This is a genomic window from Bacillus sp. FSL R10-2780, assembly GCF_038006125.1.
Classification (GTDB): Bacteria; Bacillota; Bacilli; order Bacillales; family Bacillaceae_G; genus Bacillus_A; species Bacillus_A cereus_U.
The window spans coordinates 450,869-464,971 of record NZ_JBBOUQ010000001.1; the positions used below are offsets into that span (position 1 = coordinate 450,869).

Genomic DNA, 14,103 nt, shown 5'->3' on the forward strand with positions numbered 1-14,103 from the left:
GTGTAAGTGTAGAGAGGGAAGGAGTGAGTTTTTTGAAAAAAGTGGAGAAAATTATAATTCGTATATTACTGATTCAATTTATTTGTCTTTCTTTCGTCCAACTGCTTTTTATACATAAATCTTCAGTGAAATATTTATCGAAAATTGTTTATTACGAAGGTGTCGTCACGCAAAATAAGGCGGAAATCTTACAGGTGAATAAGTAGTTTTCATTTTCTTCTATGATGGATTATGCTACAATAATTGAGGATTTAATGACGTGAGGCAAATGAGAAGAAGCAGGGGGAGAATACCTGCTTTTCGTTTTGTTTTTATAAGTGAAAAATGAGGTGTTACAATGGATAAACGAATTTCGATTGCTATAGATGGTCCAGCGGCTGCTGGGAAAAGTACAGTTGCAAAAGTTGTTGCGAAAAAACTTTCATATGTTTACATTGATACAGGCGCAATGTACCGTGCTATTACATATGCAGCCCTTGAACAAAAAGTGGATATTGAAAATGAAGAAAAGTTAATGGAAGTTGTAAAAAATGTAAATATTGAATTTCAGCAAGGGGAAAATACACAACTTGTATTTTTAAATGGACAAGATGTTTCCGAAGTGATTCGTACGCCAGATGTGACGAATCGCGTATCTATTGTAGCAAAGCATCGCCTTGTTCGTGAAGAAATGGTACGTCGTCAACAAGAATTAGCTGAAAAAGGCGGCGTAGTAATGGATGGCCGTGATATTGGTACACATGTACTACCAGATGCTGAAGTGAAAATCTTTATGCTTGCTTCTGTAGAAGAAAGAGCGGAAAGAAGATATTTAGAAAATATGAATAAAGGTTTCGATTCTAATTTAGAGCAGTTAAAAGAAGACATTGCTAGGCGTGATAAATTAGATTCAGAACGCGAAGTTTCTCCTTTGAAAAAAGCTGATGATGCATTGGAATTAGATACAACTTCTTTATCAATTGAAGAAGTTGTCCAAAAAATTATGGGTATTGTTTCAGGAGTATTTGCGAAATAAAGAAAGAGGACTATCCTCTTTCTTTTTTTTTTTTTTTTTTGAAATGTAAAGGATAAGTGAATTATAAGTCTCTTTTCTTGACAAATGGGCTAATTTGTAAGAAGTTAGTTACAGAGGGGAAAAACTGTCAGAATATATTCGCTATTATATTTCAAATCATACTTTCTTCAAGATGATTTTGCTGTATACTATTTATATAGGTTTAATATAGTTTCTTGTGAACTGTATTGAACCAGAATATGTGATGATAAATTCTTAAACATGCAAATGAAAACATTTTTTTTCATTTCGTATATACATAAAAATGCTTTGTCAATTCTGTAGGGAGGTATTTCCATGGTAGAGAAAATGAATGAAGAAGTTATGAATTCAAAAGAATTACAAGTTGGTGACGTTGTTACAGGTTCTGTAACGAAAGTTGAAGAGAAACAAGTGCTTGTAAATGTTGGATACAAAACAGATGGCGTAATTCCGATTAGTGAGTTAGCTAACGTTCATATTGAAAAAGCAAGCGATGTTGTAGAATTAGATCAAACACTTGAATTGAAAATTATTAAATTAGAAGAAGATGATCTTGTTTTATCTAAGAGAGCTGTTGACGCAGAAAAAGCGTGGGTAGAATTACAAGAGAAATTTAATTCTGGTCATGTATTTGATGTTACTGTAAAAGATATCGTGAATGGTGGGTTAGTTGTGGACCTTGGTGTTCGTGGTTTTATCCCAGCTTCACTTGTAGAGGTACATTATGTAGAAGATTTTGCTGACTATAAAGGAAAAACATTAGCGGTGAAAATTGTTGAATTAGACCGTGAAAAAAATCGTGTTATTCTTTCACATAAAGCGGTAGTAGAACTAGAACTAGATTCTAAGAAAAAAGAAGCAATCTCTTCGTTAAAAGAAGGGGATATTGTTGAAGGAACAGTACAACGATTAACGGATTTTGGTGCTTTCGTTAACGTTGGTGGTGTGGACGGTTTAGTACACATTTCACAAATTTCACACGAACGTGTAGAGCAACCTTCTGAGGTATTAGAGCAAGGTCAAAAGGTAAAGGTAAAAGTGTTATCTGTTGATGCTGATACGCAACGTATTTCTTTATCAATTAAAGCAGCTCAGCCGGGACCTTGGGAAAATGTTGCTGGCGAAATAAAGGCTGGAGATATTCGTGAGGGCGTAGTAAAACGCCTTGTTACATTCGGTGCATTTGTTGAAATTTTACCTGGTGTTGAAGGGCTTGTGCATGTATCTCAAATTGCAAATCGTCACGTGAAAAATCCAAATGAAGTATTGGAAATGGGACAAGAAGTAAAAGTGAAAGTACTTGAAGTCCATGTAGCAGAAAAACGTATTTCTTTAAGCATAAAAGAAACGCTTGAAGAAAATAATGTAACAGAAGATTATAGCCAATATGAGCCAAATGCTGATTCTGCTACTTTCCAGTTAAGTGACATTATTGGTGAACAACTGAAAAAATTAAAGAAATAAAGAGGGGTACAAGTGGTAAGGGCAAAACGTAAATTAGATCATATTGAATATGCTCTTTCTACTGGTCAGTCTCGTACGCATGGCTTTCATGATATTGATTTTGTGCATCAAAGCTTGCCAAATTCAAGTTATGATACTGTAACATGTGAAACAAAAATCGGCGAACTTTCACTAAGTTCGCCGATTTTTATCAATGCGATGACTGGTGGTGGAGGAGAGCAAACATTACATATTAATGAGCAATTAGCATATGTAGCGAAACATCATAACCTTGCTATGGCTGTAGGATCGCAAATGGCAGCTTTAAAAAATGAAAGCGAGGCGGCTTCTTATAAGATCGTCAGAAAGGTAAACCCAAATGGTATTTTCTTTGCTAATTTGGGGAGTGAGGCAACTGTCGAACAGGCAGAGCGTGCCGTTGATATGATTGAAGCGAATGCACTGCAAATTCATTTAAATGTCATACAAGAGTTAACGATGCCAGAAGGAGACCGTGATTTTACTGGTGTACTTCGGCGAATTGAACAAATTGTTTTAAACAGTAAAGTTCCTGTCATTGTAAAAGAAGTGGGATTTGGAATGAGTAAGGAAACAGTACAACAGTTAGCGAGTATAGGTATAACAGCAATTGATATTGGCGGACAAGGTGGTACGAATTTTGCTGCTGTTGAAAATGAAAGAAGACAGCGAATGCTTTCTTATTTTAATAACTGGGGCATACAAACAGCTACCTCGATTATTGAAGCAACCTCTATAAATAATAACCTCTCTTTTATTGCATCTGGGGGTATACAAACAGCAATTGACGTGGCGAAGGCAATCGCATTAGGGGCGAATACAACTGCGTTTGCTGGATACTTTTTACGTATTTTAATGCAAGATGGTGTTGAGAAGTTAGTGGATGAAATCGATCTTTTACATACAGATTTAAAATTTATTATGACAGCTCTTGGCGTGAAGACGATAGAAGAGTTGCAATCTGTACCTCTTGTTGTAAAAGGCGAAACATATCATTGGTTAGCGCAGCGAGGGATTGACACTGCACATTATAGTAGGCGATAAAAAATCAACCGTCCGGTTGATTTTTTTCAGAGTGTTGAGAAACCCTTTAGGGTTTCCAACACTCTGATATCTTTTGAATTTTATTAAATGAAAACAATAATAAATGATAGAAACTAAGAAAATAGCCCTTCACCTGACCCTTTTGGGTCAGGTGAAGGGCTATTTTTTTCATGTTGACACAGAACGGAAAAAGAGGTTAAGACACAGTCTATAAAAAATCAATGGTCCGGGCGGGAAGTTAGGAATCTATATAATTCTATAAATGGAAAAAAGAGAGAATTCATATTATAATAAAGGTATATAGGAATATTGTACGAAAAAGCTATGATTGAAAAAGGGGTTATAAAAATGAAGAAATGTAGAAAATGTGCTGCTGAATTATTGGAGGATTCTTACTTTTTCCATGTTTGTGGAGAGAAATATGGCAAAAGTAAGAAAGTATGCCTCTCTATATAGTTGGTTAGCGATAAAACAAGATAAGAGATTGTTATTTAAGAATCAAAATAAACAAGAAAAAATTTACGGTAATTTAGGGGATGAGGATGTTAATAAAAAAGGAGAAAATGTATCTTCAAATAGTAAAAATACGATAGGACGCATTACATATAATAGTGAAGATGTTAATATCCATGCACGAAATATAAGAGAAGATACAGCGATTTCTGCATATAATAAAAAGATTGAAATTTCATTAACTTCAAATGTAAGAGAAGGGGGTTCTAGTTCAACAACAGTACAATCAACAATTAAAACGGCGAATATTGCAATCGCAGTCGGGAATAAATTGTATAGGAATCCAATGGTGAATGCAGGAAGTGGAATAGAAGCACTAATTTTGCCAAGGGAATTAGGAGAAGACAAAAATCCATCGGAAGATTCGTATGTGAATTGCTATTTTAATATACCAAATGAAGTGGGTTTAAGTAATGCTGAAGTAGTATTACTTTCTGATCAAGGAAATACCATTGTGAGTAGGGAAATTAAAGAGGAAAAAGAAGATATTGTAGGCGTGAAAAAAGAGGTTGAGCGAAAGTTAAATGAAATAGGAGAGACGGATTATGTACGTGTTGAGGTAAAGAGTAAAAATCCTTCTCTTCATACGTATTATGTTATTACATATTCTAAAAAACCAACAGGTATAGTTACGATTGATGCCTCATCAAGTGATAGGGTTTATAATGCGAAAACAAAAGAATTATATGACGAGTAGAAATAAAATAATTGTGTAAAAAGACGGTTTCGTACATTATCGAAACCGTCTTTTTGTATTGCCCGTAAAAGCCCGATTGCTGTGGGCTAATAATCAGTGTGGATGGATATCCCCGCTGAAGTTTCACTTTATTTAATGCTGATTCTGTTTTCGAGCTTGCTCCGGTGTATCAAGACTTGTTGCACCGGGATATTGAAGTGATTGGTCGCGATCAGATTCAACGCGGCGTGATTCTCTTAGTTTTCGTTCTTGGCGATCTTTACCCATTGTGAGTTACACCTCCTTATTAAAAGTTTTGCTGTTATGAGAAAAACTATGCACAAAGAAAAGGGGGATTAACTTTCATAAAAAGTTCCCATAATGGAAAACATAGGAGGTGAAGTGATGGATGGGAGTACTTTTTATTTTGTTGCTTGGATAGGGTGGATTGTCGTGACCTTTTTTATGAAAAAAGAATCTATTCGTTGGAAGATAAGTGCTTGTATATTAATTTTTATTATTTGTTCTCCGTTAAATGTGACGATTGCGTCTTTCACGATATCGGTAAATGCCCTTTTGCTTTGTATTATTTCTTTTGTAGGCATCACGTTATATTCTATTTGGAAAAAATTATATACCTTACTTTCGGCACTTATTATTGCAATGTTATATACAAGCTTTCATTTGTTAGAAGTATATGATCCAATTTGGATTGTGGTTGATAGGTTGTTGCTGTTAAGTGGTGCACTTGTGTATGCATCGGTTTTATTGCACGGGGATCGCATATTACGATTATGCTCCTTATATATAGGGATGTTACAAGGTGAATTGTTGGTGACGCTTATTTTTCGTAAATTACATTTTCCTTATGAATATGGCAGTTTAGCTTTTTTAGATGTTGCTGCTGTTTCCACTTTATTTATGGCGATTTTACTTTGGATTACGAAAGCATCAGTATATATGGAACAATTTAAGAGGAAAACACGTAAAAGAAAGGCGAGGGTAATGCATGACTGAATATACACCAGCTATTTTATGTGGCGTAATTGCAGGTACAATAACTAGGGTGTTAATGCTTCGTACCGATACGAGGCAATATCCGACGAGGCTCCACGGAAAAATTATTCATATCGCGATGGGATTAATTGCGGCTGCCTTAGGAGCAATTGCGATTCCGTCTGTTTTGAAAAAAGATTTCTCTGCAATTACATTTCTTACGTTAGCAGCGACGCAATTTCGTGATGTGCGCAATATGGAAAGAAATACGCTTCAACAATTAGATGGATATGAGCTCGTACCACGTGGTAATACATACATTGAAGGAATTGCATTAGTATTTGAAAGTCGTAACTATTTGGCGATGTTAACGTCGTTTGTAACAACGTTTGCGTATATAGGATTCCATTCATGGATTGCTGGGGTAATTACTGGTACAGTAAGTTTTTTCATTGCGAAAAAATTAATGTCAGGTAAAAGACTTCATGACCTTGTAGAAATAGAACACGTTCCACTTCGTTTTGAAGGAGCGGGACTTTATATTGATAATATTTACATTATGAATATTGGATTGCCAGCAAGGCAAGAAGAAATTATGAAGTATGGAATGGGATTTATTTTAAAACCGAAATCGATAGATGCGATGGTTACAATCTCAAACTTAGGACAACGTCAAGCTATTTTACATGATGTTTCGGTTGCTTTAGGAATATATAGAGATTCTGGAACGCCGGCACTTGTACCGTTAGCGAAGCGTGATTTAGAGGATGGGAGAGTTGGGATTTTTGTTCTGCCGCAAGATCAAGATGCAGAAAAAGCGATAGGGGTAATCGGAAATGTACCAACATTAGAGAGTGCTGTTCATATGTCATCAGAAGCTCCGAAAGGAAGGGGAGATAAGAGATGATGTTAGAAAGTGTTATTCTCGCAGTCATTACAACAACGCCAGAGAAATTTGCAGGTGGTGCCCCTTTATTTATTTGCGAGTCGACAGAGGAACTGGAATTTGTTGCAAATAATTTAGAGGCTATTTTAGATGGGATTGCACATCGCTTACAAGATAATGTATATATTATTGTGAAACATTAGTAACGTGTGGTATAATGTGAGGTGTTTTGATACGTTGAGAAATATTCTGGAATGCAAATCCCTTCTTGCACAAAGAAGGGTTTTTTACATAATAAACAGAAGCAAGTTGAAAGGATGAAAGTATATGCCGAAACCAGTAATAGCAATAGTAGGCCGCCCGAACGTAGGAAAATCTACTATTTTCAATAGAATTGTTGGAGAAAGAGTTTCAATCGTAGAAGATATACCAGGTATAACGCGAGACCGTATTTATAGTGCGGGAGAATGGTTAAATCATGAGTTTAACATTATTGATACAGGTGGAATTGATATTGGAGACGAGCCGTTCTTGACACAAATTCGTCAACAGGCGGAAGTAGCGATTGATGAAGCAGATGTTATCATTTTTATGACGAATGGTCGCGATGGTGTAACTGCAGCAGATGAAGAAGTTGCTAAAATTTTATACCGTTCTAAAAAACCAATTGTACTTGCGGTAAATAAGGTTGATAATCCAGACATGCGTAGTGATATTTATGATTTTTATGCATTAGGATTTGGCGAGCCATTCCCGATTTCAGGTACACACGGTTTAGGACTTGGTGATTTGTTAGATGAAGCTGCAAATCATTTTCCAAAGATTGAAGAAGAAGCGTATGACGATGAAACAATCCGTTTCTCTTTAATTGGACGTCCAAACGTAGGGAAATCATCACTTGTAAATGCACTTCTTGGTCAAGAACGTGTAATTGTAAGTAATATAGCGGGAACGACACGTGATGCTGTCGATACACCATATAGTAAAGATGATCAAGATTATGTAATCATCGATACAGCTGGTATGCGTAAAAAAGGGAAAGTATACGAAAGTACAGAAAAGTATAGTGTACTTCGTGCACTTAGAGCGATTGAACGTTCTGACGTTGTTTTAGTCGTTTTAGACGGAGAAGAAGGAATTATTGAGCAAGATAAAAAAATCGCTGGATATGCTCATGATTCAGGACGAGCTGTTATTATCGTTGTAAACAAATGGGATGCAGTGAAAAAAGATGAAAAAACAATGAAAGCATTTGAAGAAAACATCCGTGCTCATTTCCAATTTTTAGAGTATGCACCGATTGTATTCTTATCTGCGAAAACGAAAAAGCGTACACAAACGTTATTACCGGTTATTAATGAGGTAAATGAAAGCCATAGCATTCGTGTACAAACGAATGTATTAAATGATGTAATTATGGATGCGGTAGCGATGAATCCAACGCCGACACATAATGGTAGCCGTCTGAAAATCTTCTATGCGACACAGGTTGCGGTAAAACCACCAACATTTGTTATATTTGTAAACGATACAGAATTAATGCACTTTTCATATGAGCGCTTCTTAAAGAATCGTTTACGTGAAGCATTCGGTTTTGTAGGAACGCCGATTCACATTATCGCTAGAGCAAGAGACTAATGGAGAGGATGTGATTTTATGACAAAAATCACAGTAATAGGAGCAGGTAGCTGGGGAACAGCGTTAGCGATGGTATTAGCTGACAATGGGCATGATGTACGTATTTGGGGAAACCGTCCTGAACTCATGAATGAAATTAATACGAAGCGTGAGAACAGTAGATATCTTCCAGGGATTACATTGCCAAGCACAATCGTAGCCTACTCTTCTTTAGAAGAAGCATTAGTAGATGTAAATACAGTACTGCTAGTAGTACCGACGAAAGCGTACAGAGACGTATTGCAAGAGATGAAAGAAATTGTTACAGAGCCAATTACTTGGATTCATGCAAGTAAAGGAATAGAACCAGGTACGTCAAAACGTATTTCTGAAATGATTGAGGAAGAAATTCCAGAAAACTTGATCAAAGATGTTGTTGTACTGTCTGGACCGAGTCACGCTGAAGAAGTAGGTTTACGTCAAGCGACAACTGTTACGTCTGCAGCTAAACGTATGGAAGCGGCTGAGGACGTACAGGATCTGTTTATGAATAGCTATTTCCGTGTATATACAAACCCAGATATCGTTGGAGTGGAACTTGGTGGTGCGTTAAAAAATATTGTTGCACTAGCTGCGGGGATAACGGATGGACTTGGATTAGGAGATAATGCGAAAGCGGCATTAATGACACGTGGTTTAACGGAAATTGCTCGTTTAGGAAGAAAGATGGGCGGAAATCCACTGACATTTGCCGGTCTAACTGGTATGGGGGACTTAATTGTAACTTGTACAAGTGTGCATAGTCGAAATTGGCGTGCGGGAAATATGCTTGGAAAAGGACATTCTTTAGAAGAAGTATTAGAAAGCATGGGCATGGTTGTTGAAGGTGTAAGAACAACGAAAGCTGCTCATGAATTGGCAGAGAAAATGGAAGTTGAGATGCCAATTACAGCCGCTTTATATGACGTGTTATTCAATGGGAAAAATGTAAAAGATACAGTAGGCTCATTGATGGGACGTGTTCGAAAACATGAAGTTGAAGCGATACCTGATTTGTTATAAAAAAAGCGGTAGGAGTACATTTTGTGCTTCTACCGCTTTTTTGTTTTCTGGGTCTTTTCACCAATTTTTCATTTATGCATAGGATGAAGAGTAACTTGAGGAGAGGGTGAAAAAAATGGATAACAACATTTTTAGTAACATTGAAAAGGAAGCGAAAGTGAATAAAGAAGATATTTTTAAATTAGCATCATCTGTTCAAAATGCGAACTTACGTGATGAGAAAGTGCTTCGCCAATTGATTCATCAAGTTGCTTTAATGGCAGGACGTGAAGTGCCGAAAGAGCAAGAGGATCAAATTGTAAAAGCGATTATTAACAATAATATGCCGGCGGATTTTGGTTCGTTAAGTAAAATGTTTAAAAAATAAATTATGAGAAACAAAGAGTTTAGAGAATGCATATGATAGTTATGAAAGAATGGGAATAGAGCTGTTAAGGGCATATTTGGTCAACCGAAGCGCATCATTTCGTGCTTCGGTTTTATTATTTTAAATAAAAATCATCAATTAACGAAAAAATGATGATTTTTATTTGTTTAAAGATTTTAATTTGTTAAAATAGTATAAAAACAGATTGAAAGTAAAGGGGTGTATATATGTCGGAAGGGCTTATGAAAATGTGGTTTGCTTTAGGGGCAATTGGATTTATGTTTCTTGCAGTAAGTTTTATTTTATTAAGTAGGCATAAAATGAAGAATAAATTTTTGAAAGGGATTACAGCTTTAGTAGCGTACACCCTCATGATTGTATCGGGAATTGTTATTTTCCTTGTTGTATTTAGTGGCCCTATTGAGCAATAAAGGATGTGTAGTCGGTAAATGTTACAAAAGGAACAGTCCATACTAGCATGAAAAGGTGATTGTCAGTGAAAAAAATCCATATTATTTTAATATTTTGTTGCATGAGCATTTTAACAGGGTGTATGTATCCAAGAGAAAATATGAAACAAAGTGCTATTCCTTATGAAGACCAGTTGCAAGTTGTACAAAAAGCCATTAATACATATAAGGAGCAAACGGATGGTTTATTACCAATTAAGACGCGTGATATGAGTACGCCGATTTATCAGAAGTATCCAATTGATTTTCAAAAAATTGCTCCAAGGTACATACAAGAGGCGCCAGGGAATGCGTATGAAAGTGGTGGAGTATATCAATATGTATTAATAGATGTTGAAAAAAATCCGACAGTAAAGTTAATTGATGTGAGAATGGCGGAACAAATTCAAGAAGTGGCATTGAAGCTAAGGATGTATCGGGATGAACATCAATATCCACCTTTTAAAAAAGTGATTACAGATGGTGTTTATGAATTAGACTTCAAAAAACTAGGATATAAAGATGTACCACAAGTGACAAGTCCGTACTCAGGAAAAAGTCTCCCTCTTGTAATCAATGAAAAAGGAGAATTGTTTGTTGATTATAGAATCGACTTATATGAAGTGTTGAAAAAAAATGAAGGGCAATTTAAAGAAGGCGAAGATATCCGGAGTATACTATCGAAGGATTCCCCGTTTGTTCCTGCATATTCTTTGCCGTACACAGTAAAAAATGGAGAACCAATTTTTTTAAAATCATAAGTCATGAACCTTTCTTTTAGTGAATAAGTTCTAGAAGAAAGGTTTTTTATGTTATACAACTTGCGATGCAAACAAAAGGTATTTTTAAATAGTCATATGAAATTGGACAAAATTATATGATATATTGTCCGAACTTCTAGAATACCATTATATTATATCAGATATTATAGGCAACGTTAGAGAAGGTATTAGTTGACTATAAACGTGGAATTATTCCCAAAAATATTGAGGGAGGGAATCACTTGGAAAAGGTAGATATTTTTAAAGATATTGCGGAACGCACAGGCGGTGATATTTATTTTGGAGTTGTAGGAGCTGTTCGAACAGGGAAATCAACATTTATTAAAAAGTTTATGGAACTTGTTGTTATTCCCAATATTGAAAATGAGTCAGACCGTCAAAGAGCGCAGGATGAACTGCCTCAAAGTGCTGCTGGTCGTACAATAATGACGACGGAACCGAAGTTTGTTCCAAACCAAGCGGTTTCTATCGAAGTAGATGAAGGTCTTGAAGTGAATATTCGATTAGTAGATTGTGTTGGATATACGGTTCCAGGAGCAAAAGGCTATGAAGATGAGAATGGTCCGCGCATGATTAATACTCCTTGGTATGAAGAGCCTATTCCATTCCATGAAGCTGCAGAAATCGGAACACGTAAAGTAATTCAAGAGCATTCAACAATAGGTGTCGTTATTACAACAGATGGAACAATTGGTGAAATTCCAAGAAGAGATTATATAGAGGCAGAAGAACGCGTTGTAAATGAGTTAAAAGAAGTAGGAAAGCCTTTCATTATGATTATCAATACTGTACAGCCATATCATCCAGATACGGAGCAGTTACGTCAAAGTTTATCAGAAGAATATGATATCCCAGTAATTGCGATGAGTGTAGAGAGTTTAAGAGAAACAGATGTGTATAACGTACTTCGAGAAGCGTTATTCGAGTTCCCGGTTTTAGAAGTGAATGTAAACCTTCCGAGCTGGGTAATGGTGCTAAATGAAGGACATTGGTTACGCCAAAGTTATCAGGAAGCGGTTCAAGAGACTGTAAAGGATATAAAACGTCTTCGTGATGTGGACCGTGTCGTTTGGCAGTTTAGTCAATATGAATTTATTGATCGAGCAAGTCTAGCTGGCATTGATATGGGGCAAGGTGTGGCAGAGATTGATTTATATGCGCCAGATGAATTGTATGATCAAATTTTAAAAGAAGTAGTAGGAGTAGAGATTCGAGGGAAAGATCATTTATTGAAGCTTATGCTCGATTTATCTCATGCGAAAACAGAGTATGACCAAGTGGCGGATGCCCTGCGGATGGTAAAACAAACCGGATATGGAGTAGCAGCGCCTGCATTAGCTGATATGAGCTTAGATGAACCGGAAATTATTCGTCATGGTTCAAGGTTCGGTGTTAAATTAAAAGCGGTTGCGCCGTCTATTCATATGATTAAAGTGGATGTAGAATCAACATTTGAACCGATTATCGGTACTGAAAAACAAAGTGAAGAACTAGTTCGTTACTTGATGCAAGATTTTGAAGATGACCCGCTATCAATTTGGAATTCTGATATATTTGGGCGCTCTCTTAGCTCTATTGTTAGAGAAGGAATTCAAGCGAAGTTATCACTAATGCCAGAAAACGCTCGTTATAAGTTAAAAGAAACGCTAGAAAGAATTATTAATGAAGGATCTGGCGGATTAATTGCGATTATATTATAAGAAAAAAATCCCTCTAATTGCAGAGGGATTTTTTTCTTTTTGAGTTCGTAATAGAAAAATAAACAGTCATTATCTAATATTTTGTTGTAAATTGTCAAGTTTCATCAGAAATTCACATTTTAAGAGTAACAATTTCCTTAAAAATATTGAATTATAAAGGAGAATCGTATAATATAGGCGTTGATAATGATTTATCTACATCTTTGTAGTATAGAATTTGCAAAAATTGCCTACAAATGAAAGTAAGACTCATTTTATGATCATTATACAGTCTTATCTTTGGGAGGAGGTGAATGGCATGAACAAGACAGATTTAATCAATGCTGTTGCAGAAGCAAGTTCCCTTTCTAAAAAGGACGCAACAAAAGCAGTGGACGCTGTTTTTGATTCTATCTTAGAAGCTTTAAAACAAGGTGATAAAGTACAACTAATCGGATTCGGTAACTTCGAAGTTCGTGAGCGTGCGGCTCGTAAAGGTCGTAACCCACAAACAGGTGAGGAGATTGAAATCGCTGCAAGTAAAGTACCTGCATTCAAACCTGGTAAAGCGTTAAAAGATGCGGTTAAATAATCCTTACATATTAACAGGGAAGAAGAGTTTCCTTTTTGGAAACTCTTCTTTTTGCTTTTAAAAACATAAATATGCTAGAATGTGTTCGTATCACTTTTAGGTTTTTCGGGAGGGCTAGCGGATGGCAAAAGTTAATTTAGAACAAATTGAACATGCAGTACGTCTTATTTTAGAGGCAATCGGAGATGACCCAAATCGCGAGGGAGTACTTGATACACCGAAACGTGTTGCGAAAATGTACGCAGAAGTATTCTCAGGGATGCATGAGGATCCGAAAGAGCATTTACACAAAGTATTCGGAGAAGACCACGAAGAGCTTGTATTAGTAAAAGATATACCATTCTATTCGATGTGTGAGCATCATCTTGTTCCGTTTTATGGAGTTGCTCACGTTGCATATATTCCGCAAGGTGGAAAAGTAACAGGGCTAAGTAAATTAGCCCGTACTGTAGACACAATTGCGCGTCGTCCGCAACTACAGGAACGAATTACATCAACAGTAGCTAACTCTATTATGGAAGTACTAGAGCCGCATGGTGTAATGGTAGTAGTAGAAGCAGAGCATATGTGTATGACGATGCGTGGTGTGAAAAAACCTGGTGCGAAAACAATAACGACTGCGGTGCGCGGCGTGTTAGAAAATGATGCAGCAGCACGTAGTGAAATTTTATCGTTTATTAAGACGAAGTAAAGAAAAGCGGGAAACTGCTTTTCTTTTTTTTATATACAAAAAAATGATATAGTTTTAGTGTTAAAGAGCAAGAATATAAAGGGTGAAAATTACTTCTGCCTTTTGTGGAAATGAATGTTTGTAGTTGTTAGAGACGAAGATAACTCGTATGAATGAAAGGTGAGGCTTTATTCGGGGGCAGTTTGGCAGAAGTAGCCAAGTTTTGATTATAGAAAATAGAATGTATGTGTT

At 36.2% G+C, this 14,103-nt stretch carries 17 protein-coding genes; 16 read left to right on the forward strand and 1 reads right to left on the reverse strand.

Going from position 1 to position 14,103, the window contains the following annotated elements:
- The first annotated feature begins 32 nt into the window (after window positions 1-32).
- The 5 genes from NSQ47_RS02395 (at window position 33) to NSQ47_RS02415 (ending at window position 4,772) form a co-directional block, all read left to right on the forward strand.
- Entirely contained in the window at window positions 33-206 is a 174-nt protein-coding gene (locus NSQ47_RS02395) for a DUF5359 family protein (RefSeq protein ID WP_171902551.1), read from the forward strand.
- 131 nt (window positions 207-337) lie between these two features.
- Window positions 338-1,015, forward strand: a complete 678-nt coding sequence (cmk, locus tag NSQ47_RS02400) for a (d)CMP kinase (RefSeq protein WP_002158601.1) — start codon at window positions 338-340, stop codon at window positions 1,013-1,015.
- 336 nt (window positions 1,016-1,351) lie between these two features.
- Entirely contained in the window at window positions 1,352-2,500 is a 1,149-nt protein-coding gene (gene rpsA / locus NSQ47_RS02405) for a 30S ribosomal protein S1 (RefSeq protein ID WP_002201144.1), read from the forward strand.
- A 12-nt stretch (window positions 2,501-2,512) separates the two neighbouring features.
- Window positions 2,513-3,562: a type 2 isopentenyl-diphosphate Delta-isomerase gene (fni, locus tag NSQ47_RS02410; protein WP_088078177.1), complete on the forward strand. Its 1,050-nt coding sequence runs from the start codon at window positions 2,513-2,515 to the stop codon at window positions 3,560-3,562.
- Between the two features lie 421 nt (window positions 3,563-3,983).
- Window positions 3,984-4,772 carry a hypothetical protein gene (locus NSQ47_RS02415; RefSeq protein ID WP_341036002.1) on the forward strand — a complete coding sequence of 263 codons (789 nt, stop codon included), beginning with the start codon at window positions 3,984-3,986 and terminating at the stop codon, window positions 4,770-4,772.
- Window positions 4,773-4,904: 132 nt separating this feature from the next.
- Here NSQ47_RS02415 and NSQ47_RS02420 read toward each other — a convergent pair whose 3' ends face one another.
- Window positions 4,905-5,039, reverse strand: coding sequence for a YpzI family protein (locus tag NSQ47_RS02420; protein WP_000513901.1), 135 nt, complete (start codon window positions 5,037-5,039; stop codon window positions 4,905-4,907).
- A 117-nt stretch (window positions 5,040-5,156) separates the two neighbouring features.
- Between NSQ47_RS02420 and NSQ47_RS02425 the strand changes: the two genes are divergently transcribed.
- The 11 genes from NSQ47_RS02425 to folE all read left to right on the forward strand — a co-directional run bounded on the left by NSQ47_RS02425 (window position 5,157) and on the right by folE (window position 13,872).
- Window positions 5,157-5,768 (forward strand): YphA family membrane protein, encoded by a 612-nt coding sequence (locus NSQ47_RS02425; protein ID WP_002158597.1) that lies wholly within the window; start codon window positions 5,157-5,159, stop codon window positions 5,766-5,768.
- Window positions 5,761-6,654, forward strand: a complete 894-nt coding sequence (locus tag NSQ47_RS02430; RefSeq protein WP_002158596.1) for a YIEGIA family protein — start codon at window positions 5,761-5,763, stop codon at window positions 6,652-6,654. Before NSQ47_RS02425 ends, NSQ47_RS02430 begins: the two co-directional genes overlap by 8 nt.
- Window positions 6,651-6,836: a capping complex subunit for YIEGIA gene (locus NSQ47_RS02435; protein WP_002086624.1), complete on the forward strand. Its 186-nt coding sequence runs from the start codon at window positions 6,651-6,653 to the stop codon at window positions 6,834-6,836. The genes NSQ47_RS02430 and NSQ47_RS02435 overlap by 4 nt, the downstream gene beginning before the upstream one ends.
- A 124-nt stretch (window positions 6,837-6,960) precedes the next feature.
- On the forward strand, window positions 6,961-8,271 hold the full coding sequence (gene der / locus NSQ47_RS02440; RefSeq protein ID WP_002011811.1) for a ribosome biogenesis GTPase Der: 1,311 nt from the start codon (window positions 6,961-6,963) through the stop codon (window positions 8,269-8,271).
- 18 nt (window positions 8,272-8,289) lie between these two features.
- A complete protein-coding gene (locus NSQ47_RS02445; RefSeq protein ID WP_215581145.1) occupies window positions 8,290-9,312 on the forward strand; it encodes an NAD(P)H-dependent glycerol-3-phosphate dehydrogenase in 1,023 nt (340 codons plus the stop codon).
- A gap of 115 nt (window positions 9,313-9,427) precedes the next feature.
- Window positions 9,428-9,679, forward strand: a complete 252-nt coding sequence (locus NSQ47_RS02450; protein ID WP_002158593.1) for a stage VI sporulation protein F — start codon at window positions 9,428-9,430, stop codon at window positions 9,677-9,679.
- A 227-nt stretch (window positions 9,680-9,906) separates the two neighbouring features.
- Entirely contained in the window at window positions 9,907-10,110 is a 204-nt protein-coding gene (locus NSQ47_RS02455; protein ID WP_002011815.1) for a DUF2768 domain-containing protein, read from the forward strand.
- 65 nt (window positions 10,111-10,175) lie between these two features.
- Window positions 10,176-10,889, forward strand: a complete 714-nt coding sequence (locus tag NSQ47_RS02460; protein ID WP_341036006.1) for a hypothetical protein — start codon at window positions 10,176-10,178, stop codon at window positions 10,887-10,889.
- A gap of 242 nt (window positions 10,890-11,131) precedes the next feature.
- Complete coding sequence (gene spoIVA, locus NSQ47_RS02465) at window positions 11,132-12,610, forward strand: stage IV sporulation protein A (RefSeq protein WP_000416521.1); 1,479 nt, start codon at window positions 11,132-11,134, stop codon at window positions 12,608-12,610.
- Window positions 12,611-12,908: 298 nt separating this feature from the next.
- Complete coding sequence (locus NSQ47_RS02470) at window positions 12,909-13,181, forward strand: HU family DNA-binding protein (protein ID WP_001043860.1); 273 nt, start codon at window positions 12,909-12,911, stop codon at window positions 13,179-13,181.
- 121 nt (window positions 13,182-13,302) lie between these two features.
- The gene (gene folE / locus NSQ47_RS02475; protein ID WP_001151479.1) at window positions 13,303-13,872 is read left to right on the forward strand and encodes a GTP cyclohydrolase I FolE; all 570 of its coding nucleotides are present in this window, start codon (window positions 13,303-13,305) and stop codon (window positions 13,870-13,872) included.
- Window positions 13,873-14,103: the final 231 nt, after the last annotated feature.

What these genes read in the sequence shown, in the direction of transcription:
- cmk (WP_002158601.1), top strand. Translation starts at nt 338, where the DNA reads ATGGATAAACGAATTTCGATTGCTATAGATGGTCCAGCGGCTGCTGGG.
- rpsA (WP_002201144.1), top strand. Translation starts at nt 1,352, where the DNA reads ATGGTAGAGAAAATGAATGAAGAAGTTATGAATTCAAAAGAATTACAA.
- NSQ47_RS02415 (WP_341036002.1), top strand. Translation starts at nt 3,984, where the DNA reads ATGGCAAAAGTAAGAAAGTATGCCTCTCTATATAGTTGGTTAGCGATA.
- NSQ47_RS02420 (WP_000513901.1), bottom strand. Translation starts at nt 5,039, where the DNA reads ATGGGTAAAGATCGCCAAGAACGAAAACTAAGAGAATCACGCCGCGTT.
- NSQ47_RS02425 (WP_002158597.1), top strand. Translation starts at nt 5,157, where the DNA reads ATGGATGGGAGTACTTTTTATTTTGTTGCTTGGATAGGGTGGATTGTC.
- NSQ47_RS02430 (WP_002158596.1), top strand. Translation starts at nt 5,761, where the DNA reads ATGACTGAATATACACCAGCTATTTTATGTGGCGTAATTGCAGGTACA.
- NSQ47_RS02435 (WP_002086624.1), top strand. Translation starts at nt 6,651, where the DNA reads ATGATGTTAGAAAGTGTTATTCTCGCAGTCATTACAACAACGCCAGAG.
- der (WP_002011811.1), top strand. Translation starts at nt 6,961, where the DNA reads ATGCCGAAACCAGTAATAGCAATAGTAGGCCGCCCGAACGTAGGAAAA.
- NSQ47_RS02445 (WP_215581145.1), top strand. Translation starts at nt 8,290, where the DNA reads ATGACAAAAATCACAGTAATAGGAGCAGGTAGCTGGGGAACAGCGTTA.
- NSQ47_RS02450 (WP_002158593.1), top strand. Translation starts at nt 9,428, where the DNA reads ATGGATAACAACATTTTTAGTAACATTGAAAAGGAAGCGAAAGTGAAT.
- NSQ47_RS02455 (WP_002011815.1), top strand. Translation starts at nt 9,907, where the DNA reads ATGTCGGAAGGGCTTATGAAAATGTGGTTTGCTTTAGGGGCAATTGGA.
- NSQ47_RS02470 (WP_001043860.1), top strand. Translation starts at nt 12,909, where the DNA reads ATGAACAAGACAGATTTAATCAATGCTGTTGCAGAAGCAAGTTCCCTT.
- folE (WP_001151479.1), top strand. Translation starts at nt 13,303, where the DNA reads ATGGCAAAAGTTAATTTAGAACAAATTGAACATGCAGTACGTCTTATT.